The organism is Streptomyces sp. NPDC013457, assembly GCF_043089925.1.
GTDB lineage: Bacteria > Actinomycetota > Actinomycetes > Streptomycetales > Streptomycetaceae > Streptomyces.
Genome location: NZ_JBICBL010000001.1, coordinates 685,925 through 708,417 on the forward strand (window position 1 = coordinate 685,925; position 22,493 = coordinate 708,417).

Consider the following 22,493-nt stretch of genomic DNA (forward strand, 5'->3'; position numbering starts at 1 on the left):
CGCCGCCGCTCCCCCGCTACTCGGTGACCAGGATCATGACGCGCAGCCCGGAGCCGATCCGCTCCTTCTCGTCCTGGAGGGACAGGTCGAAGGTGTGGAGGCTGCCGACCGGGGCGTCGGGGTCGAGCAGGACCGACAGCTCGCTGGTGACGACGTCCGCCATCTTCTCGTCCCTCAGGAACGATTCGCCGAGGCGGCCGGGGATCCCGTCGGCCTTCAGCTCGAAGGACATCCGGCTCTTGGCCCGGGTCACGCGTTCGGTGCCGTACGAGGTCTTGAGCACCAGCTCGCCGAAGTCGGATCCGAAGACGCTCGCCGGGTCGGTGCCCGGGTCGATGCTCGGGTCGGTGCCCGGGCCGGTCGCCAGGTCGGTGGGGGGCTTGGTGCTGGGCTTGGTCAACTCGATGTCCCGCACCTGGGAGAGGACGAGGATCTCGTCCGGACTGAACCCGTCGAACTCGAAGGGCTCCGCCATGACCTTGTACTGACGCGGATGCTCGGTGTGCACCGGGGGCCGTGTCGAGTAGTTCACATTCACCGGCTGGGAGTGGGAGACGGCCGGCTGACGGGCCTGTTCGAGGATGATGTTGCGCTGGCCCTGGTGCTGTTCGCCGTTGGGGTTGAAGCCGTCGGTCGCCGTGATCTCCTTGCTGCCCGGGTCGGGCGACGCGACCTCGTCCTCGCTCTGGTAGACGTTGGCGATGAGGCACATGTGCCCGTCGCCCTGGAGGTCGCCGGGCTGGGGCGTCCAGCCGTTGAACCTGACGATGTGCGCGTCGTCCGGGTCGTTGGTGCCGGCCCCCGGTGGGATGTCGACGGGGTTCGCGTTGTTCTTGATGGAGGTCGCGAACGTCGGGGGCACGCCGATGGACGCGGGGTAGAGGAACGTCTGGACCCTGACGGCCTTCATGATCTGGCCGCTCCTGTTGGAGACCCGGACGCGGATGAAGGTGGGCTCGCCGACCCTCGCCTTGGTGATGCCGGGCTCCAGCCAGATGCTGGCGTTGGCCCAGAACGGCGGATCCTCGCGGACCCACGGACGCGAGCCGCTGTCCTCGCCCGGGCCGTTGTTCCGGCCGTAGTCGACGCCGACAAGGAGGTTGCCTGCCATGATGAACTCGCTTTCAGTCGAGGATGTAGGAGATCTGGACGGAGGCGATGGTGACCGTGTCCGAGGTCGAGGCGCTGACGAGGCTCGCCTTCACGGAGTAGCGGAAGCCGTTCATGTCGACCCGCTCCATGCCCGGTTGGATGTCCTCGGAGAGGTCATAGGTCCCGGCGCCGACGACCCGGGACAGGATCTGCTGGTTCGGGGACTGGGCGATCGGCGACCGGACGAGGAGGACGTTCAGGGTGCCGCTCCCGTTGTTGGTGCCCAGGGCCCGGAACTTCAGCAGCTTGGCTCCGTCCGGGGGTGCGACGGCGACGATTCCCCGTGCGCTGACCGCCGTGGCGGGGCGGACCGCGACTCCGTTGGTGTCCAGCTCCCAGTTCGGGTCGCCGGCCAGCGGGGCGAACGCCGGTGCCACCGACAGCTTCCGCTCGACCGCGATGTGCTGGCCGGTCAGTTTGATGGCCGTGTCGATGGTCTTCACCACCCCCGACAGCGACTCCAGGTCCTTCTGCAGCGTGTCGAAGCGGATGTTGAAGCCGTTCGGTCCGCTGGCGGACACCCGGTCCCGGGTGTCGACCCAGGGGGTGTGCTTGAACGAGGGGGTGAAGACGATGGCGTCGGTCATGGCGTTCCTCCGGTCAGCTCCTTGGTGACCACTTCCACGCCCAGCGGATGCAGTTCGGCGAGGAGATGGGTGATGAGGTCCCGCTCGGCGGGTGTCAGGACGTGAGTGGCCAGTTCGGGTCGCAGCCGTACGGTGACCTGGTACGCCCCCGGGCCCGCGGCCGGCCGGTAGGCGGCCTGCACCCAGGCGAGGCCCGGGTGGTCGCCCCGTACCGACATCTCGGCGGGTGCGGTGGTGAGGAGGGACGCGGCGCCGTCGCCGGTGGACCAGACGAGGACGCCGAGGGTGCCGACCGCCGTCTCGGTGGGGGTGACGGACAGCTTCGCCACCGTCCCGACCTCCAGGACGCCGTCGGTGAGTCCCGTGGCACGCACCTCGACAGGGTGGTCGCCAACGTCCTGACGGACCGTCACCGAGCCGCTGCCCACACTGACATGGGAGAAGCCGGCCTGGTGCGCGAAGGCCGCCAACAGGCCCGCGGTGACACCCGGATGCTTCAGCCGCAGCTCCCGGCCCTCCTTCGCGAGCGCCGATCCGGTCGGCGCGAACGCGGCCTCGACCACGAGCTTGCCGGACTGGCCCGTGAGCAGGACGACGAGGCGGTCAAGGCGCCGTGCCGTCTCGCGCCGCATCCGGTGCCGGTTCGGATCGGTGCCGTAGTCGACGTGCGAGGGATCGTCGTGCACGGCCAGGAACACCGGGTCGACCGGGGCGCCGGGGGCGGGCACCGCCGGGTCGCGGGTGCCGTCGGCGCCGATGGCCTTGCCGTCGGCGAGGGGCGCCGGGAGCACCGTCACGTCCCGGGTGACCGTGAGGGTGTGCGGCCCGTCGCGGAGCTCGGCGCTGACGACGACCCGCCCCGGCGCCTGGCCGGTGAGCTGGACCGACGCCTCGTCGGCTGGACCGGTGAACACCGCCCGGCCTGGCCCGCAGTGGACCAGGTACCAGCGGATCGTCGCCCCCGACGGCGGGGCGGGCGTCACGCTCAGGGCCAGCTGCTGCCCTTCGGTGACCGTGCCCGCGCCGGTGTGCATCACGAGCTGCTCGTCCGGCGCGGCCTCCGCGTACACCTGCCCGTCGGGGCGGTGGACGACCAGGTCGAATCCGGCGCGGTGCGCGAGCGCGGCGAGCCGGCCGGGCTCGGTCGAGGGGTGGGTGAGCAGGACGGCCCGGCCGGTGGCGCGCGCGTCCTCGGCCCGCGGGTCGAATCCGGCGGTCACCCGGGCCCGGGTGGCGCCGAGCAGAGGAGCGAGCCGGCCGAGGGCCGCCGCCACGGCCGGCCGGGTGCGACCGGGCGCGGGGAGCGGGAGGCCCGGCGGGTACGGCCCCGGCGGCGGCGGTGCGATGTCCACCACCGCCGGGTCGAGGTCGAGCAGGTAGTACGCGTCGAAGTACCCCTCGGGCACGGGAGGTTGCGGGTCGCCGGCAGGGCGGCCGAGCGCGTCGATCGACCGGCCGCGCGGCAGCTCGGCCGGGACCACCCGTAGGGGGAGCAGCCCGCGGCGCAGCGGGCCGTTGGTGTCGTCGACGCGCAGGGGGTCCGATTGGCCGCCGATCTTCCCGACGCCGGCGTTGAGGGCGGCGGCGAGTCCCGTGGGCGTGGGCAGCGTCCAGCGGCGGGCGAGCCGGACGCGCCTGCGGTAGGCGTCGTCGTCCTCGCCGCTCGACCGTACGACGTTCAGTCCCGCCCCGAGCAGGTCGAGCGTCCTCCCCCGGGCGTCGCGTGGCGAGCGGGCGGCCACGGTGCGGTCCAACTGCGCGCGCAGGTGGTCCCGTTCCCAGCCCAGAGCCCACAGGATCTTGCCCGTCGTGCCGAGCAGGGCCGTCAGTCGCCACCTGGTCTCCTGGGCGCCCGAGAGACCCGTGGACCGGATGCGGGTGAACAGCCCCGAGGGGCGGGGGACGTTGACCGTGGTGCCGGCGAGGAGCCCTTCCGGCAGCGGGACCGTGATCTCGTGCGCGCCGTCGTCGCCGACGGTCAGGGTGACGGTCGTGCCCGGTGCGACGGTCTGCCGGGCCTGGAGGACGTACAGCGGATCGGGTGTGACGCCGAACAGGGCCTTGTGGAGCTCGAAGTCGTACCGCTCGATGAGCTCGCCCCGCACCACGAGTTCCAGGTGGTCGGCGCCCCGGGCGAAGGGGGTGGTGAGCCGCAGCGCCATGTCGGTGGCCGCCATCGGGGGCGCCGCGGTGGTGGCCGTGGTCATCGCGGCACCACCTGGATGTCGCTGAGGGCGGAGTCGCGGCTGAACTGCGCCATCTCCGTGAGGCCCATGACGAGGCTCTCGCCGACGGCCGCCTCGACGATGCCGAGCTGGTAGGGGACGGCGCCGAAGCCGAACCGGCCGAACGCGGGCGGGCAGCGCCGCAGATGGAGGTTGCGCACGTCCGTCACGCCCGGCTCGTCGACGAGCACGCACATCACGCGGGAGTAGAGCACGTCGTCGCCCAGCTTCAGCCGGCCGATGTCGTGGGCGAGGCGCTTCTTGATCCCGGCCTGCACCGCGCCCGCGGTGAAGCGTGGGTCGAGGACGATCTCGGCGCGGACGGCGACCTCGATGTGGTCCGCCTCCACGACCCTGATATGCACGCCGATGGGCCGCACCCGCTCGACGGCCGCCGTCACCCGGTCGAAGACGCCCTCCACCGTCTCGGTCCCGACGGTGGTCGTGAGCCAGGGGCGCGGCCCCCTGCGGGCGACGGCGACCTCGGCGAAGTACGGTTCGCCGACGCGCCGTTCGGCGCTGAAGCTGCGCTCGCCGAAGTCGAAACCGCCGAAGAAGACCTGGGAGACGTCGATCCCGCCCAGCTCGTCCGTGACCCGGGCGTCGACGACGTCCTCGACGCTCAGCGCGGCCTGCCGGACGCTGTCCGTGGTCCACAGCGCGTGCGGCAGGGCGATCAGCCGGGCCCGGTACGACACGTCGCCCTCAGCGGCCAGGGTGCCGGCGAAGGGGGCCGGGTTGGAGAGGGTGAGTGTCGCCCCGGCCCAGTCCGCGAGGTACTGCTCCGCGTGCTCGGGATGGACCCGGTTGACGATCGCGGCGGGCACCGTGTCGCCGCCGCTCTCCACGGCGCGAACGGCCACCTCCGCCGTCGGGGCCGCGACGGTGAGCACCAGGGGTTCCTCGGTCGCGAACGACTGGGCGGGGGTGTCCGTGCCGGTCGGTGTGGTGAGCAGCAGGGTGCCCTCGGGGACGACGTAGGTGCGGTTCGGCACCCCGTTCCCGAGGGTGAACAGCACCTTGCCCGTGCGCCGTCCGGCCCGGCGTTCGAGCCCCGCGTCCTCGCCGAGCAGGTCGAGGGCGGCGCCGGTCGCGGTGGCCGGGAACTGCGCGTAGTAGAGGGCCTCCATCCGCTTCCACAGCTCGGAGTCCTCGGCGGCGACGACCTCCAGGACCTTTCCGAGGGGGCTGGTGGGCCGCAGGTCGACGTCGTCCCCGAAGACGGCCTTGGCGCGTTCCCGGCTCTCCCTGAGAAGCTGGTCGATTCCCTTGAGGACGAAGCCCTCGTCCGTCACGCCGTACGTCATGACTCACACCTCCAGGTCAGTCGTGACGGCGGTGGTCCGGCCGTCGACGGTCTCCACGACGACCACGGCGGTCCACCGTCGGGAGGCGGGGTCGCCGGTGAAGGTCACCTCCGTCACCTCGTTCACCCGCGGATCGGCGGCGAGGGTGCGGACGATCTCCAGGCGCAGGAGCTCCTGGACGACCCGGGGGCCGCCGGGCCGGCCGAAGGCCTCCGTGACGCTGAGTCCGTACCGGGCGTCGAAACGGTCGGAGCCGTACGGGGTGAGGAGGGAGAGGGTCAGGGCCTGGACGAGGTTGGCGAGGCCCCGCACCTTGACGAGTTCGCCGCTGTGGAGGACCAGGTCGCCGTTGTCGAGGAGCAGGCTGTGTCCCAGGGGCTCGGCCACGGTCGTCACCTCGCCTTCAGGATGTTCTGGCCGGGCGACATGACCCTCCACAGCACGGGCTGGGTGGGCTGGGCCAGGGTGAGGCCGCGGGCCGTGTCCAGGGCGACGGCGGTGCCCCGCACCGTCAGGACCGTGCTGGCGCCGTCCGCCAGGGAGGTGACCTTGCCGCACACCACCATGCCGGGACTGCCCGTGTTGGGGCAGGTGGGCACGGTCGCGGCGAGCAGGTCGCTCACGAGCAGGACCGGGTTCCCTGCGACGGTCAGCGAGGTCTGGGAGGGCACCACCAGGAGCGGGGCGAGGTGGGCGCAGCGGATGTCGGCGGCGGTGGTGAGGACGTAGGGCATCACGTCACCTGTACCGCGTTGCCGTCCAGGGACAGGCTCACGGTCCCGTTGCTGAGCATGATCTTCCTTCCTGAAGTGCTGACGGTGACCGTGCCCGTGGCGCCGACCGTGATGGTGGTCCCGCTGTCGTGCTCGATGGTCACGGTGTCGTCCGTGGGGGGTGTGGGGCGGGTGCCGACCGCGGAGAGGCCGCCGGTGCCGACCTGGATGTGCAGGCCGCGGGCCTGGATGACCCGGCCGCCGGCGGCGTCGGTGAGGTCGTTGACCCCGGGTCCGGTGGGCAGGCCGTCGGGGCCGAGCCGGGTGGGGAGGGAGAGCCAGTAGTCGCCGGGGTGTGGTTCGGGGGCCTTGGCGCCGGGGGTGCGGGGCCACAGGTATCCCACGACGGCCGCGTCGGTGACGAGGTCGCGGTTGTGGGCGAGCAGGGCCCGCATCCCGGGGTAGACGGGGGTCATGAGTCCGCACGGGCCGAAGGCGAAGGGGGCCGCGACCGGCTTGTCGATCAGGGTGTCGTCGCCGATCTGTCCCTGGACGCTGGGCGAGCCCATCGAGGGCGGCGGGGACTGCCCGTACTTCAGCGACACCTGGTGGCCCTGGCCGCGGTACGTGGTGACCTCGCCGACGTCGACGGAGGGGCGGGCCCGGCGCTGCCGGTCCGCGTGGGCCTCCAGCCGGTCGGCAAAGCCGCTGACCCCGCCGTCCGTGACCTCGGCGGTGGCGCCGGCGGGCACGGCTACGAGCCGGACCTCGCACACGTACCCGGTGCGACCGCCGAAGCGGTGGACGACGCGGGTGACGCGCAGCGGGCCCCGCGGCGCCTCGACGCCCTTGAGCGTGGCCACCTGTCCGACGCGCAGTCCGGGGTGGCCGAGGACGACGAGGTCGAGCGAGGAGCGTGGCGGCTGGCGTTCCTCGCCGGGTGCGAGCGCCGCCGTCTCCTCGCCCTGGGAGTCCCCGTACGAGACGAGGTTGAGCGCCGGGTCGAAGGGTACGGGCGCGGGGTCGTCGCGCGAGCCGACCACGCGCCCGAGGCGGATCTGCTTGTCGCGGATCACCACCGGCGCCGGTACGGTCGCGGCGAGTTCCCGCAGGGCGCCGAGCGCGGTCGGGCTGCGCACCGTGTGGTCGGTGAGGTCGGCCGGGAGCGTCGAGCCCTCGGCGAGCGTGAGTCCGGCCTCCTTGGCGATCCGCTCGGCGAACTCCAGGGCGTTGCAGGACTTCGCCCGGTGGAGCGCCACCTCATGGGTGCGCAGGGCGTATCCGGCGGCGTCCTGTCCGGTGAGGCGGACCCGGCTGAGCCCGTCCTCGCCCACCCAGGAGGTGATCCGGAGGATCCTGCCCTCCATCACCGGGTCGTCGACGCTGCCCGGCTCGTCGAAGTAGCCGAGCCGTACCGTGGCCTTCAGCGGGGTGTCGACGATCTTCGACCGGAGCATGGCGACGGTGTTGCCCGGGACGTTGACGAGGAGGACGTCGAAGGTGCCCGCCACCGCTCCCTCGTTCATCGTCACGGTGATGTCCGCGTCGAGGACGAGGGAGCCGTCGAAGATGTGGTTGGAGACGGTGAGCGGCAGCCCGGCGAGGCCGATCAGGGAGGCGACCGCGCCGACCACCGCGCCGAACGGGGAGTCCTCCGGGGGTTTGTCCTCGTTCACGGTCACGCCGTAGCGGATCGCGATGCTCACGCCGACACCTCCACGACGACCTTCGAACCGTGGCTCCCCGCGCCGTTCAGGTTCTGTACGTGCACGCGGGCCTCCCGGAAGTCCAGCCGCAGCGGCCCAGCGGGGCAGGGCAGCCCGCGCACCGCCTTGCGGCGCACGAGCGGCACGAGGCCGTCGGGGTCCTCCCGGCCGACGACGACCACGAGGAAGGCCTCGTCCTCCAGGAGGTCGAGGACGTCCTTCGCGGCGACGGTCCGTTCGTCGGCGTTCACGTACAGGCCGATGCGGTACACGTGCGGGCCGAAGCGCAGCCGGAAGCTCTGCGGGAAGCCCTCGTCGGGGTCGACGGGCAGCAGGGGCATCGCGTCTCCTCTCCGGCTCTGCCTACAGCGGTGATCGGGGTACGGGGCCGGGGACCGGCAGGCTCGGCACGCCCGCGCTGCCCGCGCTCATCGCGAGGTCGGCGATCTCGCCGAGGAGCGCGGTCAGACTGGAGCGGGGCACGTGCTGGAGCGTGAGGGAGACGTCGAAGGCATCCCGTTTCTGCACGCTCTGGGTGAACCGCAGATCGGTGATCTGCATGTCGAGGCTGAGCGTCAGACCGCAGACGACGGGGATCCCGGAGACGGCGAGCACCGGCGCGACGGCGGCGAGCAGCGCCCGCGAGGTGAGCGCGAGGACCTCCAGGGCCTTCTTGGTCGCGTGCCGCTCCGGGCCGATGAGGACCGCCTCGATGACGATCGTCTTCGTCGACGGCTGGGTGGCCTGCGCGAAGCGGCTGCCCAGGATCCGCTCGACGCGGTACCCCTCGGTCATGGTGACGCTCTGCACGTACAGCAGGGGGACCGTGCCGACGAGTACCTTTTCCGTCACGGGTCACCCCCGGCTGCCGAGTTCGCGGTCGAGTTCGGCGAAGACGTGGTCGGCGATCCGCTGGACGTGGTGGTCGCCGAGGTCGCCGATCACCTCGACCTCGACGGGAAAGTGGTAGTGGATCACGGTGCCGGTGCCGGACCGGTGGCTGACGACGGCTTCGCTGCCCGCCGCAGGCACGATGTACTCGCCCTCGTGGACGAGTGCGAGGCCGGTCCTGTCGACCCGGCCGCCGGCGGCGAAGGCGTCGATGCGCGCGAACTCCTCGTCGTCGCCGTCCATGTCACTCCTCCACACCCACGTTGAGCGCCATGCAGGTGAAGTTGGCCTGGGGGACGCCGTCCACGGTGACCGTGCTGGGCTGTACGGCGCTGACGACGCAGCGGCCGAACTTGAGGGCGGAGAAGGCCCAGTCGTTGCCCTGCTTCTCGGCGACCGCGATGGAGAACTCCTTGCCGGTGACGGCGAGTTCGGTGAGGTCGGCGACGGCGGACGCCACGGCGGGCACGGTCATCGTGAAGGTGAAGGTGAACGGCTGGCGCACGTATCCGACGCCGTCCGCCTCCAGGCTGTGCAGCACCGTGTGCGGCACGTTGAAGGAGGGGGAGAAGTTGCTGATGGGGGTGACGGTGCGCCCGCCGAGCTTCACTTCGAGGCGGGTGTTCCAGTCGGACATGCGGGGCTCCCTACTCGAAGGTCAGGTTGATGGTGAGACGGTGGATGGCGCCGGCGTAGGTGATCCGGACCATGGCCTCGGCGAACCGTTCGCGGCGGGCCTTGGCGATGAGCTCCAGGTCCTCGGGGGTGGGCTGCGGCTTGTCGAAGAGCGCCAGGACCGGGACGACGACCAGGTAGTCGTCGATCACCTCGCTGCGGCGCAGTGGTTCGAGGACCGCCTCCATCTCTCCGGCGAGGGCGCGCAGGCCGGTCCGGCTGATGCGCAGTTCGCCGATGCTCGCGATGAGCGAGGCCTTGAGGCGGTAGGTGATGTCGTCCAGGGTGCGGACGATGTCGATGTACTTCTTGTCCGTCGTGCCCGAGGCCCCGGTGTATCCCTCGCCGAGGTAGACGCCTTCGCCGGGGATGAGGGCCGGGTTCACCAGCCAGTTGACGTTCTGGCCGCCGGGGGGCGAGCTCTCGCCCTCGGAGCCGTTGATCGTGAAGAGTTCCTGCGCGGTGAAGGGGGCGGAGGTGACGCCGACCTTCTTGAGGAGCAGGGAGATATGCGGGTCGTAGCCGCCGATGGTGCCGGCTACGGCGGCCGCGACGTCCTCGTCGCTCTTGTGCGCCACGTAGACCATGCGGTCGCTGTTGAGGGCACCCGTGATGATCGAGGTGTCGGTGTCGCCCTTGCCGAGCATGGCGACGCCCATGCGTTCCAGGCCGTCGCCGAACGGGCCCTTGACGTGGTTGGCCAGCGCCACGATGTCGGCGGTCGGTGTCCCTCCGCCGGTTCCGGGCTCCAGCGGGGTGTTCGCGACGACCACGAGCTGGACCGGCAGGGTGGCGATCTTGGAGAGCGTGTCCGCGACGTCCGCCGTGGTGGCGAGGCGCACCCCGAAGACGAGCCCCGGGCCGGGCTCCTGCCGCATGGCGAGCGCGACGGCCGTGCCCAGCGCCCCGGGGGCGCGCTTCTCGGCGTCGTCGGGGTCGGAGAAGAGCGTGGGTACGTTCTCGGGGATGACGGTCCCGCCCCCGGTCGTGGGCGGGGTGACGGTGCCGATGATCGCGATGTTGCCGGTGGGCCGGTTGGCGGGCGAGAAGAGGTTGACGGTGGATTTGACGCGGATGTAGCGGACGGGGGTGGTCATGGAGCGTGCTTCCTTCCGGCGTTCAGGTGAGGAAGAGCGGGGCGATGCCCGCGCCGGTGAGCAGAGTGGTGATCTCCGGCTTGGTGAGCGCCTGGTTCGCCGCCTGCGGATGCGGGGTGAAGGCGGCGACCAGGGCGTAGGGAGCGGTGCGTACGCCGAAGGTGCTCGGCGGCAGGGGTCGGTCGCGGGCCGCCGCCGCCACGAGGCCCGCGGCGCGGAGGGCCGCCTTGACGTCGGTGGGGTCCGAGACGAGCACGGCGGCGGTGACGGCCACGGTGCGGACGTTGTCCGGGTCGGCGGGGTCGAAGGGGGGCGGGCGGCGCAGCCGTACCTCCGTGCGGAGGTACTCGCCGGCTTCCCTGAGGTCCTCGACGGTGGTCAGTCCGTGGGCGGCCATGAAGGCGTCGAGGTCCAGGTAGGTGAAGTGCGCCCGGAACTCGTCGAGCGTCCGGTAGGCGCCGATGGCCCGGGCGACCACCGATTCGAGGCCGCCGGGGTCGGTCTCGGCGACCACGTCGATCTCCAGCTCGGCGGTGACGTCGATCCACACGGGCTCGGTGGACTCGTCGTCCCAGCAGAACTCGGTACGGGTCGGGGTCGGCGTCACCTGGTTCCAGGCTCCCTGCCGTCGGCGGGGGGCGAAGAGCGGCTCGGCGAGGGTGGTCCGGACGACGCGCAGCTGCCGGACGGAATCGACGCGCTCGTACTCCAGGTCGTGCGTGCCGGTCACGAGGAGGAGGGCGTGCGGGGTGAGCGCCTGGGCCAGCGCGGTGGCGTCGGTGAGCTGCCGCAACGCCTTGTCCTGAACCACAGCCATGACCGGCTCCTCCGGCGACGCGTCTCGCTGACGTCACCAGCGACGCACGGTCGCTGTTCGTGGACAAGAGCCAATGGTCCGAGTGGTCCGCGATTGCCCGTCGATCGGGGGAACGGCGGCGCGGTCGGTTTCGGCGGACCGCCACCAGCCGCCAACTCCCCCTTCAAATAGGGTGACATGAGTACGCCCCCCGCGCACTCCTAGCGCGAATGGGGGGCGTGAAGGGGGCGCAGTTCATCGACGGGCCTGGTGGGGCGGGCCTCGGTTGACGGCCCCGCCAGGGGCCGGGATCGCTCCCCTGACAGTCGGGCGAGGGCTCCCAGCAGACCGGGTGCGTGGGTGGCGAGGGTGGGTGAGCCGACGACGGTGTACCGGGCTGCGTCGGTCGGTTCGCGCCACGAGGGCCGTCGCGATCCGGTGCACGAGCGTGGAGCGATCCGGCTCCCCGCCGCGGGCCGGGTCGGTGCAGTCGCCGGGCCCGGGGCCCGGGCGGACAGGGGTGTCTCCGACCGCCCGCCTTCGACAAGGATCGCTGCAAGAGGCGCAGGGTGAACGTCGGCGCCTTCCCGCCCCATTGGGCCGGCGCCACCATCACCTGGGGCCTGACGGAGACCCCGAAGGGCACCCGCGCCGCCTCGCGCGCCGGCCTCCCCGACGGTGAGGCCGGGATCCCGATGATCAGCGAGACCTGGGGCATCCTGATGACCCGGCTGAAAGACTTCGCCGAGACCGGTGAGCCCCGCCCCTACTTCAGCGTCTGAGGCACCGATGAAGGTCGACGTCCTGGCCGAGACCGTGATCGCCGCCCCGTGTGCGCGGGTCGCGGCCTACGCGGCCGACCCGTCACACGCGCCGGTCGTGGTCCGAGAACATCGCGTCCGTCGAGTGGCGGACCCCGCCACCCGCCGTGATCGGATCGCGGCTGGCCTTCGTCGCCCGCTTTCTCGGCCGCCGCCTGGCCTACACGCACGTGATCACCGCGTACGAACCGGGCCGGCGCCTGGTGATGCGAACCTCCGAGGGGCCCTTCCCGATGGAGACCACGTACACCTGGGAGCCGCACGCGCCGGCCGGGGACCACACCCGCATGGCGCTGCGCAACCGCGGGGAGCCCTGCGGTTTCACCTCCGTCGCCGCGCCCGTGGTGGCCGCCGCCATGCGGCGCGCCCAGCGCAAGGATCTCGCCCGCCTCGAAGCGCTGCTGGAGGAGCCCGCGGTTTCGGAGTGACGACCGAATCTCCCGGCGGCCGAGGACCGTACGTACGGGCTACTTCGGCGGAAGGGTGCCGGCGAAGGCGACCGACGCCGCCACCCAGTGCCGCAGGACCGCGTCCTCGGCGAGCAGGGGGCCCGAGACGGTCACCCAGCCGCGCATCGGCCGGCCGGTGAAGTCCATCGGCCGGGCCTCGGGCCGGGTGAGCGCCTCCTCGGCAGCGTCCGTACCCACCCGGGCGATGAGCTCGTCGCCGACCACACCCACGCTCATGTTGCCGTCCAGCAGGAAGGGCAGCCCACCGAACATCCGCTTCTCGGTAATGCCCGGCCGATCCCCGAACCGCTCCCTGATCCGCTGGGCCAGACCTTCGTCGTACGTCATACACCCACCCTCCCCCACATTGCCTTCGCTTGCATTCATTGCAATGCAGCATTGCATTCGACTGCAGGCCATTGCATCGATTCACCTGCAACTAGCTGCAGTTACGCGACCATGCGATTGACCACACTATGAATGCAACGTAGCTTTCCGACACAGGCAAGCACGTCATATCGCGAGACGAGGAATGGTCATGGGCGAGTCCCTCCACACCGTTGCGACGCTGCCGACGGAGCGTCCGGCCGGCTGCCCCTTCGACCCGCCCGCAGAGCTGATCGAGGCCCGCGGACACGGTCCCATCAGCCGCTACACCCACCCCGGCGGGAAACCCGGCTGGCTGATCACCGGGTACGACCTGGTCAGGTCGGTCCTCGCCGACCCCCGGTTCAGCTCGCGCAAGGAGCTGCTGAACGTCGTCGACTTCGAGCTGCCTCCGGCGCCGCCCGGCGAGTTCCTCCTCATGGACGAGCCGCAGCACAGCCGCTACCGGAAGCCGCTGGTGGGCAAGTTCACCGTTCGGCGCATGCGGATGCTGACCGAGCGCATCGAGCAGATCACCGCCGACTGCCTGGACGCCATGGAGAAGATGGGGCCGCCGGCCGACCTGGTGACCGCGTTCGCCAAGCCGATCCCCACCATGGTGATCTGCGAGATCCTGGGCGTGCCCTACGAGGACCGGGCGTCCTTCCAGGAGCAGATCGACACGTTCATGGGTGGCGAGGTGAGCGACGAGGAGCTGATCGCGGCCTACACCGCGACCCAGGAGTACCTCGCGCAGCTGGTGGCCGCCAAGCGCGCCGACCCCACGGACGACGTGCTCAGCGAACTCACCGACAGCGACCTGACCGACGAGGAGCTGAAGGGGATCAGCCTGATCCTGCTGGCGGCCGGGTTCGACACCACCGCGAACATGCTGTCGCTCGGCACCTTCGCGCTGCTGCGGAACCCGCAGCAGCTCGCCGCGCTGCGTGCCGACCCCGCACTCACCGACGGGGCGGTGGAGGAGCTGCTGCGGTATCTCAGTGTCGCCAAGACGTTCATGCGGACGGCGCTGGAGGACGTGGAGGTCGGCGGGCAGACGATCGAGGCCGGCACGACGGTCGTCCTGTCGTACAACACCGCCAACCGCGACCCCGAGCGCTTCGCCGACCCGCACGTGCTCGACCTCGGGAGGCAGGCCACCGGGCATCTGGCCTTCAGCCACGGCATCCACCAGTGTCTGGGGCAGCAGCTGGCACGTGTCGAGATGCGGGTCGCGTTCCGCGCGCTGGTGGACCGATTCCCCACGCTGCGTCTCGCCGTCCCGGCCGAGGAGGTCGGCCTGCGCCCGGAGACGGCGGACATCTTCGGTGTGAAGAGCCTCCCGGTCACCTGGGACAAGAAGTGAGCACCGCGCAGCTGAGCGTGGACCGTGGGCGCTGCATCGGCGCCGGGATGTGCGCCATGACCGCCCCCGAGGTCTTCGACCAGGACGACGACGGCCTCGTGCTCCTGCTGGACACCGAACCGCGCGCCGCCGACCGGGCGGCCGCACGGATGGCCGCCGGCGTCTGCCCCTCCGGCGCGATCACCCTCCACTAAGCCGAGTCCGGCGGGAGCTAGGGGGTGTCTCGTCGATCAGGCCGGATCAGGGAGCGGAGTCTGGTGCGTGCGATCGCAAGGCGGAGGAGGGAGCCGACGCGGAGCGTCGGCGACCGACGACAACGCGGCGGGGGGGGCACCTCCCGTGCCCGAAGCGCTACGGGGGAGTGCGTGCCAGGCCCCGCGAGCCCGGCATGACCGGCGAGACACCCCCTAGGCGTGCTGCGGAACTCCCGCCCGCCCCGCGGGGTCCGGCACGCGCGCTCGCCGACGGGGCGGGCGGCCGCCCGGTCTCCGCGCCGTCCTGACGCTGCTGGAACGGGGCGCCGGCCTGGTCTAGCGTGGAAGTGAGGCGCCGCGGCAGCGGCAGACACCCGCGTCTGCCCATGGCCGGTCCCGCCCTGCGGTGTGCTCGATCGGCAGGTGAGGTCCATGACCAGCACGGCCGGCACGTCCGGTGCCACCACCCACGATCACGACGTGATCGTCGTCGGCGCACGGTGTGCGGGCGCGCCGACCGCCATGCTCCTGGCCCGTCTCGGTCACCGGGTCCTCCTGGTCGACCGGGCGACGTTCCCGAGCGACACGATCTCCACCCACATGATCCATCCGCCCGGGCTGGCCGCGCTCGAACGCTGGGGGCTGCTGGACCGCATGATCGGGACGGGCTGCCCCGCCATCGACACCTACACGTTCGATCTGGGTCCCTTCGTCATCGCCGGGTCCCCCGCCGGCGAGGGCTTCGAGGTCTCGTACGCCCCGCGCCGCACGGTGCTGGACAAGATCCTGGTCGACGCGGCCGCCGCCTCGGGTGCCGAGGTCCGGGAGGGCTTCACCGTCGAGGAGATCCTGTTCGACGGCGGGACGGTCACCGGAGTCAAAGGGCACGGCAAGGACGGCACGACCTCCGTCGACCGTGCCCGGATCGTCGTCGGCGCCGACGGGCTCCACTCGTCCGTCGCGAAGGCGACGGACACCACGGGCTACGCGGAGAAGCCGAAGATCAACGCCTACTACTACACGTACTGGTCCGGGCTGCCGATGGACGGGACGTTCGAGGCGTACGACCGCGAGGACCGCGCCTTCGCGGCCTGGCCCACCAACGACGATCTGACGATGGTCATCTGTGCCTGGCCCATGCGCGACTTCGAGGCCAACCGCGGTGACGTCGAAGGCAACTACCACGACACGCTGGCCCGCGCGCCGGCCTTCGCCGAGCGGATCTCGAAGGCCACGCGGACCGAGCGGTTCGTCGGCACGGCCATCCCCAACTACTTCCGCAGACCCTACGGGCCCGGCTGGATCCTCGTCGGGGACGCGGGGTACCTGAAGGATCCCATCACCGCCCAGGGCATCCAGGACGCCTTCCGGGACGCGGAGCGGTGCGCCGGAGCACTCGACGACGTGTTCGCCGGCCGCCGGGACTTCGGGGAGGCCATGCGCTCCTGCCAGGAGGAGAGGGACTCCGCGGTCATGAGCATGTACGAGTTCACGGCCGACTTCGCGACGATGGAACCGCCGCCGCCCGAGATGCAGGAGATGCTCCAGGCCGTGACCCGGAGCCGCTCGGCCCAGGACGAGTTCATCCGGGTGACGGCCGGTGTGACGCGGCCGGAGGAGTTCTTCGGACACATGCAGGAACGCATGGAGCGGGAAAGCATGGAGCAGGAGCGCCGGGCACCTCACGCGGCCTGAGCTCCACATCACGTGCATGTCCTGGCCGAATCAGGCCCCCATACCGCTCCGCGCCTAGTACCGTGGTGGGTAGGGCCCGGTGCCGCCAACTCCCCCGTTTGGCTGCGCCGGGCCCGCCCGCGTGCCGGGCCTCCTCCCGTCGCATCGCGGTGGTCAAGGAGGCCGAGGCGGCCGCCGAGCGCGGCCGCCTCGCCGGTGAGGGCGAGAAGGCGCAGCCGCGCCGCCCTCACCGACGCCGTACGCATCGAGGCCGAGGCCGCCGCCGCCGCGGCCACGCCGGATCGAGATCACCGACGTGGCGTGACGGGCAGCCGGACCGTGACGAGGAGGCCGCCGGCGGGGCGCGGGGTGAGGTCGAGGGTTCCGTCGTGTGCGCGGACGACGCTCTGCACGATGGCCAGGCCGAGGCCCACGCCGGCGTGCTCGTCGGTGCGTACGCGTTCCGTTCCGCGCTGAAAGGGCTCGGTGAGGGTCGGCACCAGTTCCGGCGGGAGCCGGCGGCCCGTGTTCTCGACCCGGAGCACGCTGGTGTCGCCCCGCGACTCGGTCTGGACCGTCACCGTGCCGCCGGTGGGGAGGTTGTGGACGACGGCGTTCTGGACGAGGTTGGTCACCATCCGCAGCAGGAGCTCCTCGGAGCCGTCGGCCCGCGCCTCCCCGCCGGTGACGTCGAGCGTGATCCCGCGCTGTTCGGCGAGGGGCAGCAGCGTCTCGGCGGCCTCCTCGGCGAGGAGGGAGAGGTCGACGGGCGCGCGGGTGAAGGTTCCTCGGTCGCCGCGGCTGAGCAGCAGGAGGGCCTCGGTGAGGTCGATCGCCCGCGCGTTGACCGCGTGCAGGCGTTCGATCACCTCGTCCCGGTCCCGCGTCGGGTCCTTGCGGGCGACGTCGAGGAGCGTCCGTGAGATCGCCAGCGGGGTGCGCAGTTCGTGGGAGGCGTTCGCGGCGAACCGCTGCTGCTCGGCGACGTGGGACTCCAGACGCCGGAGCATCGAGTCGAACGCGTCGGAGAGTTCACGGAACTCGTCCTGGCGGCCCTTCATACGGATGCGATGGGACAGCGACCCGTTCCCGGCCATCCGTGCCGCGTCCGTGATCTGCGTGAGGGGTGCGAGCATCCGGCCCGCGAGGATCCATCCGCCGACGAGGCCGAACAGCAGCAGGAAGGCCATCGCCACGGCCGCGGCGGGGAAGAAGGTGCGCACGAGGAGGTAGCGGTTGGGCGAGACCCCGAGCAGGCCCTGCGGGTTGTCGGGAACGTAGCGCAGCAGGTACCCCCACACGACGGCCAGAAGCAGCGCACCGGCGACGGCGAGGAACCCGGCGTAGCTGAGGGTGAGCTTCAGCCGGACGCTGAGCCCGGAGCGTCTAGGCACGCGTGCTGCCCTGGCGGGTGGTGGTGGAGCCGGTCTCGATGCGGTAGCCGACACCCGGCACGGTGGCGATGAGCCACGGTTCGCCGAGCCGTTTGCGCAGTGCGGAGACCGTGATGCGTACGGCGTTGGTGAGGGGGTCGGCGTTCTCGTCCCAGGCCCTCTCCAGCAGCTCCTCGGCGCCGACGACCCCGCCCTCCGCGGCGACGAGGACTTCCAGCACCGCGAACTGTTTACGGGTGAGCGCGACGTAGCGCCCGTCGCGGAAGACCTCCCGGCGGAAGGGGTCGAGTCGCAGGCCCGCGATCTCGCGGACCGGGGGCCGGGCGTACGCGCGCCGTCGGTCGAGGGCCCTCAGCCGCAGGACGAGCTCCCGCAGCTCGAACGGCTTCGTGAGGTAGTCGTCGGCGCCGAGCTCGAACCCGGAGGCCTTGTCGTCGATCCGGTCGGCCGCCGTGAGCATGAGGATCGGGATGCCGCTGCCGGAGGCCACGATGCGCCGGGCGACCTCGTCGCCGGAGGGCCCGGGGATGTCGCGGTCGAGGACCGCGAGGTCGTAGGAGTGGACGCTGAGCAGTTGCAGGGCGGAGTCGCCGTCGCCTGCGATGTCGGCGGCGATCGCCTCGAGCCGCAGGCCGTCACGGACGGCCTCGGCCAAGTAGGGCTCGTCCTCCACGATCAGTACGCGCATGGGAGAAGCCTAGGTCGGACGCCCGGCTCGGCCGGCCGGTGCCGGCAGGGGCCGGGACCGGGACCGGTCCGACGGCGTCTGCGCCTTCGTACGCCACCAGCGGCGCGACGCCAGCCCCGCCAGTACGGCGCCGGTCGCGTTGACCAGGACGTCGTCCACCGAGGAGACCCGGTCGAGCCGCAGAACGTACTGGGCGGTCTCGACCAGGACCGAGCAGCCCGCCCCGAGCGCCAGGATCCGCGGCACGGACGCCACCGCCGCGTACCGCATCGGGGCGAAGAAGCCCAGGGACGCGAAGACGAGCAGGTTGCCGGTGATCCCGAGCGGGCCCATCGTGACCAGGTCCCGCAGCGGCACCAGGCTCACCCGTGCGGGGGCGGTGCCGGGCGCGGCGCCCGGCATCAGGATCAGCCACACGAAGGGGACCGTGCCGTGGACCATGCCCACCTCGGCCAGCGACGTCCGCCAGGCCCCGGCGATACCCGCGGCCCGGCGTCGGCGCGCCAGGGCCCAGGCCACCAGGACGGCCAGGGGCACGGTGACCAGCGTCATGAGCACCACGCCGTTGAACGTGTCGAGACAGCCGTGCCACCGCCCGGCCACGCACCTCGGGGCGGACATCAGGAGCGGCCCTCTGATGACGTACAGGACGCCGGCCAGTCCGAGGGCCGCCAGGCCGAGGAGCACGGTCCTGCGCGTGCGGCGCGGCGGTGCCGACAGGGATGCGTCGTGGTTCATGCCCTCATTGGAAGCCGGGGGCCGTTGTGGTGGCGTATGCGATTTTCGATACGCCCGCGATATACGGCCCCCGGCGTCCGTCCCGCGGCGTTCGACGAGGGTGTCAGGCGAGGCGCGCCAGGGTGTCCAGTACGGGCTGTGCGCCGTCCTCCCCGGTCAGGTCGGCGGCGAGGAGGCGGGAGCGTGCGCGCAGTGCGGGGTCGCGGGTCGCGGTGGTGATCGCGGCCGCCAGGCGCTCGGCCGTGATCCGCTGGTGGCGCAGGGGTGCCGGGGCGACCCCGAGGCGGGCGAGGCGGGCCGCCCAGAAGTGCTGGTCCAGCTGGACCGGGACCGCTACGGCCGGGACCCCGGCGCGCAGGCCGGCCGCTGCCGTACCGGCGCCGGCGTGGTGGACGACGGCGGCGGTCCGTGGGAAGAGCCAGGCGTGCGGGACCTCCTGGACGGTGAGCAGGTCGTCTCCTTCGGCGTGCAGCCCGCTCCAGCCCGCCTGGACGATCCCGCGTACCCCGGCCCGGCGCAGGGCCTCGGCGAGCAGCTCGCTCAGCCGGTCGGCCTCGGCTGTGACACAGCTGCCGAAGCCGACGAAGACCGGCGGCGGGCCGGAGTCGAGGAAGTCCACGAGACGTGGGTCGGGCCGCCAGCCGGGGGGTGTCGGGGGCCACCAGTAGCCGCAGACCCGGTGGCCGTCGGGCCAGTCGGCGGGCCGGGGGACGATCCGCGTGCTGAAGCCGTGCAGGACCGTGCGGTCGCGCGGCAGGGCCAGCGGGCCTGCCCACCGTCGCGGCGGCAGGCCGAGTTCGCGTCGCAGCCGGGTGACGGCGGGCGCGAAGATCCGGTCGGTCGCGGCCCACAGGGCCTGGGTGGCCAGCCGGTTCCCGTACGGTCCGAACGACCGGAGCCCCGTCATCATCGGCGGGAACGCCGACGTGGGGTGGAGCGGCTGGAGGGGAAGTCCGATGGCCGGCAGGCGCATGCCTTCGCCGAGAACGGAGCAGACGGGTTCGGTGACCGTGGAGCTGAGCAGGACGTCGGCCCCCTGGCGTACGGCGTCCACGACACCGGCGCTCAGCCGGGGCATGAACGCCGCCGCCATCCGTACGATCCGCGCCAGCTCCACCGGGGCGGCGGCCGCTCGGGCCAGGCCCTGTCCGTGCTCCGACGCCAGCTCTGCCCGGGGGTCGACGGGCAGCGGCCGGAAGCCGAGCCCGTGCGTCGTCACCGCCTGCTCGAAGCGCTCATGGGTGGCGAGCGCCACGTCGTGGCCCGCCGCGCGCAGCCGCACACCGAGGCCGGTGTAGGGAGCGACGTCGCCCCAGCTTCCCGCCGTCACGATCAACACGCGCACCCGGGCAGCATGCCAGACCGGCGGGGCCCCGTCGGGGACGTGGCGTCACACGTCCTGGATGCGCCGGAAGGGCTGCTCCGCCTCCAGCGCGAACGCGACCTCCAGAAGCGTCCGTTCACCGCCCGGCCGGCCGGAGAACATGACGCCGATGGGGAGTCCGTCCTCGGTGGCTCTCGCGGCGGGCACCGAGATCGAGGGCGTGCCGACGACGTTGTTGACCGGGGTGAACGCGACGTACGCGAGGATCCGTTCGATGAGTGTCGCGTACGGGACGGTCGGGCTGAGGTGGCCGATCCGCGGCGTGGTGTGGGCGAGCACGGGCGACAGGAGGAGGTCGAGACCGCGGAAGGCCGCCGTGTACGCGCGTTCCGTCCGCTTCAGCCTCCGCAGCATGCCCGGGGTGCGCTGCCAGGTGGCGAGGTACGTCTCGCGCAGGCCGCGGCTGAGGCCGTCCATGCGGCGCCGGTCGAAGTCCGTGCCGAGCGTCCGGCCGGTGATGCCGAGGAGGAACGACAGCATCCCCCAGTAGGTGAGGAAGTCCTCGGTGAACCTGGGGTCGATGGCCAGCTCCACCGGCTCCACGGTGTGACCGAGCCGTTCGAGGGTGGCCGCGGTCTCCGTGACCGCCGCGCGGGTGGCGGCGTCGGTGCGGACGCCGGCCGGCGAGTCGAGGAGGAGGCCGATGCGCAGCCGCCGTTCCGAGGGGCCTTCGACCAGGCCCAGGGGCGGCAGCTTCGGGTTGCGCCAGTGCGTCTCGGCGGCGGCGAGGAACGCGGCGGTGTCGCGCACGGAGCGGCTGACGATCCCGTCGGAGACGATGTCGAGCGGCAGTTGACGGCTCTGGGCGTTCCCCACGACCCGGCCGCGGGTCGGCTTGAGTCCGACGAGTCCGCAGCAGGCGGCGGGGATCCGGATCGACCCGCCGCCGTCGTTGGCGTGGGCGATCGGGACGGCCCCGGCGGCGACGAGCGCGGCGCTGCCCCCGGAGGAACCACCGGCAGAGTAGGCGGTGTTCCAGGGGTTGCGGACGGGCTCGGCGCCCTCGTACTCGGTGGTGGGGCTGAACCCGAACTCGGGCAGCCGGGTCTTGCCCAGCACGGTGACGCCGCTGCTGAGGAACTGCCGGGCGAACGGCGCGTGCCGGCGGGCGGCCCTCGGGGTGAAGGAGGCGCTGCCGTGGCCGGTCGGCAGCCCCTGGTGGTCGGTGTTGTCCTTGACGAAGGTCGGCACCCCGGCGAGGGCGCCGTCGCCGCCCGCGGCGTGCGCCGGGAGGTCGACGTGGACCTGGACGGCGTGGAGTTCCTCGACGGCCCGTACCCGCCCGGCCGCGTCCCGTGCCGCCTCGGCGGCGCCGACCTCGCCGCGCCGGATCGCCGCGGCGAGTCCGACGGCGTCGTGGTCCCCCAGGGAGTCGTCCCGGAACGCGTGCACCGTGGTTCGTTCGTCGAAAGTCGTCACCGCTGCCTCAGCCCCCGACCGTGTGGATGGTTGCCCGCCATCATTCCTTACCGCCAAGTAACACGCGAGGATTTCGGAACCTCGCCCCGGTGCGAGGGTCGCGCGTCCCTCGACGCCGCTACCTGACAAGGAAGTTGACGGCCGATCAGATAGTGACAGGTACATGACGGATCGGGGTGCGGGGGCATACCTTCGAACTTCCCGCACTCTCGGATCCGCACGTCTTCCGCGCCGGCTCCGAGCCCCCACGAGTGAAGGAGAAGCATGCCCCTCTCCACATGGCTGAAGGCAGGCACCACCACCGCCGCTGTCGTCCTGGCCACCGCGACGGCGGCGACCGCGGCGCCGGCGACCGCGCCTGAACCGTCGACGGCGAGCGCGTCGGCGGCGGTGACACTTCGCTACGACGACAGCAGGGCCGGCGGCTGGGAGGCGGCCATCGCGGCCGGAGTCGCCTCCTGGAACGCGAACGTCGGCAACGTCAAGCTGGTCGAGGCCGCCCCGGGAACCCGGGCCGAGATCGTGATCGTGGCCACGACCGGATGGCCCCAGGCGACCCTCGGCCCCGTCCGCCCGGGACGGCAGGTCCGTGTCGAGCTCGGGAGCCAGGCGGTGACGCAGGGCTACGACAAGACCCGCATCGCCGCCCATGAGCTCGGTCACAGCCTGGGCCTGCCGGACACCAAGCCCGGCCCGTGCTCCCAGCTGATGTCCGGGTCGAGCGCCGGCACGAGCTGCACCAACGCGGTCCCGAACGCGACCGAGCGGAGCCGGGTGGAGTCCGCCTACGCCGGCGGAGCAGCCCTCCGGCTCCCCGCCGACGGCCGGGTCCTGGTGGACGCTCCGTAACC

The 22,493-nt window shown here is 72.1% G+C and carries 25 protein-coding genes; 6 read left to right on the forward strand and 19 right to left on the reverse strand.

All coding sequences use genetic code 11. The features are described from left to right. Positions 1–16: 16 nt before the first annotated feature. The 13 genes from ACF1G2_RS03010 to ACF1G2_RS03070 are packed head-to-tail and all read right to left on the reverse strand — an operon-like array spanning position 17 to position 11,170. Entirely contained in the window at positions 17–1,111 is a 1,095-nt protein-coding gene (locus tag ACF1G2_RS03010) for a hypothetical protein (RefSeq protein WP_391796543.1), read from the reverse strand. Positions 1,112–1,124: 13 nt separating this feature from the next. Next, entirely contained in the window at positions 1,125–1,739 is a 615-nt protein-coding gene (locus ACF1G2_RS03015) for a hypothetical protein (RefSeq protein WP_391796544.1), read from the reverse strand. Continuing rightward, on the reverse strand, positions 1,736–3,946 hold the full coding sequence (locus ACF1G2_RS03020; protein WP_391796545.1) for a hypothetical protein: 2,211 nt from the start codon (positions 3,944–3,946) through the stop codon (positions 1,736–1,738). The genes ACF1G2_RS03015 and ACF1G2_RS03020 overlap by 4 nt, the downstream gene beginning before the upstream one ends. Next, on the reverse strand, positions 3,943–5,271 hold the full coding sequence (locus tag ACF1G2_RS03025; RefSeq protein WP_391796546.1) for a baseplate J/gp47 family protein: 1,329 nt from the start codon (positions 5,269–5,271) through the stop codon (positions 3,943–3,945). The genes ACF1G2_RS03020 and ACF1G2_RS03025 overlap by 4 nt, the downstream gene beginning before the upstream one ends. Before the next feature lie 3 nt (positions 5,272–5,274). Further along, positions 5,275–5,658 (reverse strand): hypothetical protein, encoded by a 384-nt coding sequence (locus ACF1G2_RS03030; RefSeq protein ID WP_391796547.1) that lies wholly within the window; start codon positions 5,656–5,658, stop codon positions 5,275–5,277. Between the two features lie 5 nt (positions 5,659–5,663). Beyond that, positions 5,664–6,005 carry a hypothetical protein gene (locus ACF1G2_RS03035; RefSeq protein ID WP_391796548.1) on the reverse strand — a complete coding sequence of 114 codons (342 nt, stop codon included), beginning with the start codon at positions 6,003–6,005 and terminating at the stop codon, positions 5,664–5,666. Next, positions 6,005–7,690 carry a hypothetical protein gene (locus ACF1G2_RS03040; protein WP_391796549.1) on the reverse strand — a complete coding sequence of 562 codons (1,686 nt, stop codon included), beginning with the start codon at positions 7,688–7,690 and terminating at the stop codon, positions 6,005–6,007. The genes ACF1G2_RS03035 and ACF1G2_RS03040 overlap by 1 nt, the downstream gene beginning before the upstream one ends. Then, the gene (locus ACF1G2_RS03045; RefSeq protein WP_391796550.1) at positions 7,687–8,031 is read right to left on the reverse strand and encodes a hypothetical protein; all 345 of its coding nucleotides are present in this window, start codon (positions 8,029–8,031) and stop codon (positions 7,687–7,689) included. The genes ACF1G2_RS03040 and ACF1G2_RS03045 overlap by 4 nt, the downstream gene beginning before the upstream one ends. 22 nt (positions 8,032–8,053) lie before the next feature. Beyond that, positions 8,054–8,542, reverse strand: coding sequence for a hypothetical protein (locus tag ACF1G2_RS03050; protein WP_391796551.1), 489 nt, complete (start codon positions 8,540–8,542; stop codon positions 8,054–8,056). Between the two features lie 3 nt (positions 8,543–8,545). Beyond that, positions 8,546–8,824 carry a hypothetical protein gene (locus ACF1G2_RS03055; protein ID WP_391796552.1) on the reverse strand — a complete coding sequence of 93 codons (279 nt, stop codon included), beginning with the start codon at positions 8,822–8,824 and terminating at the stop codon, positions 8,546–8,548. 1 nt (position 8,825) lies between these two features. Beyond that, positions 8,826–9,218, reverse strand: a complete 393-nt coding sequence (locus tag ACF1G2_RS03060) for a hypothetical protein (RefSeq protein ID WP_024758200.1) — start codon at positions 9,216–9,218, stop codon at positions 8,826–8,828. Between the two features lie 10 nt (positions 9,219–9,228). Beyond that, positions 9,229–10,353 carry a hypothetical protein gene (locus ACF1G2_RS03065; RefSeq protein WP_391796553.1) on the reverse strand — a complete coding sequence of 375 codons (1,125 nt, stop codon included), beginning with the start codon at positions 10,351–10,353 and terminating at the stop codon, positions 9,229–9,231. A gap of 22 nt (positions 10,354–10,375) precedes the next feature. Next, the gene (locus tag ACF1G2_RS03070; RefSeq protein WP_391796554.1) at positions 10,376–11,170 is read right to left on the reverse strand and encodes a hypothetical protein; all 795 of its coding nucleotides are present in this window, start codon (positions 11,168–11,170) and stop codon (positions 10,376–10,378) included. Between the two features lie 548 nt (positions 11,171–11,718). Between ACF1G2_RS03070 and ACF1G2_RS03075 the strand changes: the two genes are divergently transcribed. Further along, positions 11,719–11,931, forward strand: coding sequence for a hypothetical protein (locus tag ACF1G2_RS03075; RefSeq protein ID WP_391796555.1), 213 nt, complete (start codon positions 11,719–11,721; stop codon positions 11,929–11,931). A 50-nt stretch (positions 11,932–11,981) separates the two neighbouring features. After that, the gene (locus ACF1G2_RS03080; RefSeq protein ID WP_391796556.1) at positions 11,982–12,398 is read left to right on the forward strand and encodes an SRPBCC family protein; all 417 of its coding nucleotides are present in this window, start codon (positions 11,982–11,984) and stop codon (positions 12,396–12,398) included. 39 nt (positions 12,399–12,437) lie between these two features. On the opposite strand, the gene ACF1G2_RS03085 is transcribed toward ACF1G2_RS03080, so the two are convergent. Next, positions 12,438–12,767, reverse strand: a complete 330-nt coding sequence (locus ACF1G2_RS03085; RefSeq protein WP_391796557.1) for a TfoX/Sxy family protein — start codon at positions 12,765–12,767, stop codon at positions 12,438–12,440. 190 nt (positions 12,768–12,957) lie between these two features. Between ACF1G2_RS03085 and ACF1G2_RS03090 the strand changes: the two genes are divergently transcribed. The 3 genes from ACF1G2_RS03090 (at position 12,958) to ACF1G2_RS03100 (ending at position 16,040) form a co-directional block, all read left to right on the forward strand. Further along, positions 12,958–14,151, forward strand: a complete 1,194-nt coding sequence (locus ACF1G2_RS03090) for a cytochrome P450 (protein WP_391796558.1) — start codon at positions 12,958–12,960, stop codon at positions 14,149–14,151. Beyond that, a complete protein-coding gene (locus ACF1G2_RS03095) occupies positions 14,148–14,345 on the forward strand; it encodes a ferredoxin (RefSeq protein ID WP_391796559.1) in 198 nt (65 codons plus the stop codon). The genes ACF1G2_RS03090 and ACF1G2_RS03095 overlap by 4 nt, the downstream gene beginning before the upstream one ends. A gap of 432 nt (positions 14,346–14,777) precedes the next feature. Next, complete coding sequence (locus tag ACF1G2_RS03100; protein WP_391796560.1) at positions 14,778–16,040, forward strand: NAD(P)/FAD-dependent oxidoreductase; 1,263 nt, start codon at positions 14,778–14,780, stop codon at positions 16,038–16,040. A gap of 287 nt (positions 16,041–16,327) precedes the next feature. On the opposite strand, the gene ACF1G2_RS03105 is transcribed toward ACF1G2_RS03100, so the two are convergent. The 5 genes from ACF1G2_RS03105 to ACF1G2_RS03125 all read right to left on the reverse strand — a co-directional run bounded on the left by ACF1G2_RS03105 (position 16,328) and on the right by ACF1G2_RS03125 (position 21,642). After that, complete coding sequence (locus tag ACF1G2_RS03105) at positions 16,328–17,413, reverse strand: sensor histidine kinase (protein WP_391796561.1); 1,086 nt, start codon at positions 17,411–17,413, stop codon at positions 16,328–16,330. Next, positions 17,406–18,101: a response regulator transcription factor gene (locus ACF1G2_RS03110; protein WP_391796562.1), complete on the reverse strand. Its 696-nt coding sequence runs from the start codon at positions 18,099–18,101 to the stop codon at positions 17,406–17,408. Before ACF1G2_RS03110 ends, ACF1G2_RS03105 begins: the two co-directional genes overlap by 8 nt. Positions 18,102–18,110: 9 nt before the next feature. Next, complete coding sequence (locus tag ACF1G2_RS03115; RefSeq protein ID WP_391796563.1) at positions 18,111–18,839, reverse strand: VanZ family protein; 729 nt, start codon at positions 18,837–18,839, stop codon at positions 18,111–18,113. A 103-nt stretch (positions 18,840–18,942) separates the two neighbouring features. Next, positions 18,943–20,184, reverse strand: coding sequence for a glycosyltransferase (locus ACF1G2_RS03120; RefSeq protein WP_391796564.1), 1,242 nt, complete (start codon positions 20,182–20,184; stop codon positions 18,943–18,945). Between the two features lie 45 nt (positions 20,185–20,229). Continuing rightward, positions 20,230–21,642, reverse strand: a complete 1,413-nt coding sequence (locus ACF1G2_RS03125) for an amidase (protein ID WP_391796565.1) — start codon at positions 21,640–21,642, stop codon at positions 20,230–20,232. A gap of 264 nt (positions 21,643–21,906) precedes the next feature. On the opposite strand from ACF1G2_RS03125, the gene ACF1G2_RS03130 reads away from it, so the two are divergent. Further along, the gene (locus tag ACF1G2_RS03130; protein WP_391796566.1) at positions 21,907–22,491 is read left to right on the forward strand and encodes a snapalysin family zinc-dependent metalloprotease; all 585 of its coding nucleotides are present in this window, start codon (positions 21,907–21,909) and stop codon (positions 22,489–22,491) included. Positions 22,492–22,493 lie beyond the last annotated feature (2 nt).

Bases quoted from the DNA above. Each gene is read 5' to 3' on its own strand.
- ACF1G2_RS03010 (WP_391796543.1), bottom strand. From the start codon at position 1,111: ATGGCAGGCAACCTCCTTGTCGGCGTCGACTACGGCCGGAACAACGGC.
- ACF1G2_RS03015 (WP_391796544.1), bottom strand. From the start codon at position 1,739: ATGACCGACGCCATCGTCTTCACCCCCTCGTTCAAGCACACCCCCTGG.
- ACF1G2_RS03020 (WP_391796545.1), bottom strand. From the start codon at position 3,946: ATGACCACGGCCACCACCGCGGCGCCCCCGATGGCGGCCACCGACATG.
- ACF1G2_RS03025 (WP_391796546.1), bottom strand. From the start codon at position 5,271: ATGACGTACGGCGTGACGGACGAGGGCTTCGTCCTCAAGGGAATCGAC.
- ACF1G2_RS03035 (WP_391796548.1), bottom strand. From the start codon at position 6,005: ATGCCCTACGTCCTCACCACCGCCGCCGACATCCGCTGCGCCCACCTC.
- ACF1G2_RS03045 (WP_391796550.1), bottom strand. From the start codon at position 8,031: ATGCCCCTGCTGCCCGTCGACCCCGACGAGGGCTTCCCGCAGAGCTTC.
- ACF1G2_RS03055 (WP_391796552.1), bottom strand. From the start codon at position 8,824: ATGGACGGCGACGACGAGGAGTTCGCGCGCATCGACGCCTTCGCCGCC.
- ACF1G2_RS03060 (WP_024758200.1), bottom strand. From the start codon at position 9,218: ATGTCCGACTGGAACACCCGCCTCGAAGTGAAGCTCGGCGGGCGCACC.
- ACF1G2_RS03065 (WP_391796553.1), bottom strand. From the start codon at position 10,353: ATGACCACCCCCGTCCGCTACATCCGCGTCAAATCCACCGTCAACCTC.
- ACF1G2_RS03070 (WP_391796554.1), bottom strand. From the start codon at position 11,170: ATGGCTGTGGTTCAGGACAAGGCGTTGCGGCAGCTCACCGACGCCACC.
- ACF1G2_RS03085 (WP_391796557.1), bottom strand. From the start codon at position 12,767: ATGACGTACGACGAAGGTCTGGCCCAGCGGATCAGGGAGCGGTTCGGG.
- ACF1G2_RS03090 (WP_391796558.1), top strand. From the start codon at position 12,958: ATGGGCGAGTCCCTCCACACCGTTGCGACGCTGCCGACGGAGCGTCCG.
- ACF1G2_RS03100 (WP_391796560.1), top strand. From the start codon at position 14,778: ATGACCAGCACGGCCGGCACGTCCGGTGCCACCACCCACGATCACGAC.
- ACF1G2_RS03110 (WP_391796562.1), bottom strand. From the start codon at position 18,101: ATGCGCGTACTGATCGTGGAGGACGAGCCCTACTTGGCCGAGGCCGTC.
- ACF1G2_RS03115 (WP_391796563.1), bottom strand. From the start codon at position 18,839: ATGAACCACGACGCATCCCTGTCGGCACCGCCGCGCCGCACGCGCAGG.
- ACF1G2_RS03130 (WP_391796566.1), top strand. From the start codon at position 21,907: ATGCCCCTCTCCACATGGCTGAAGGCAGGCACCACCACCGCCGCTGTC.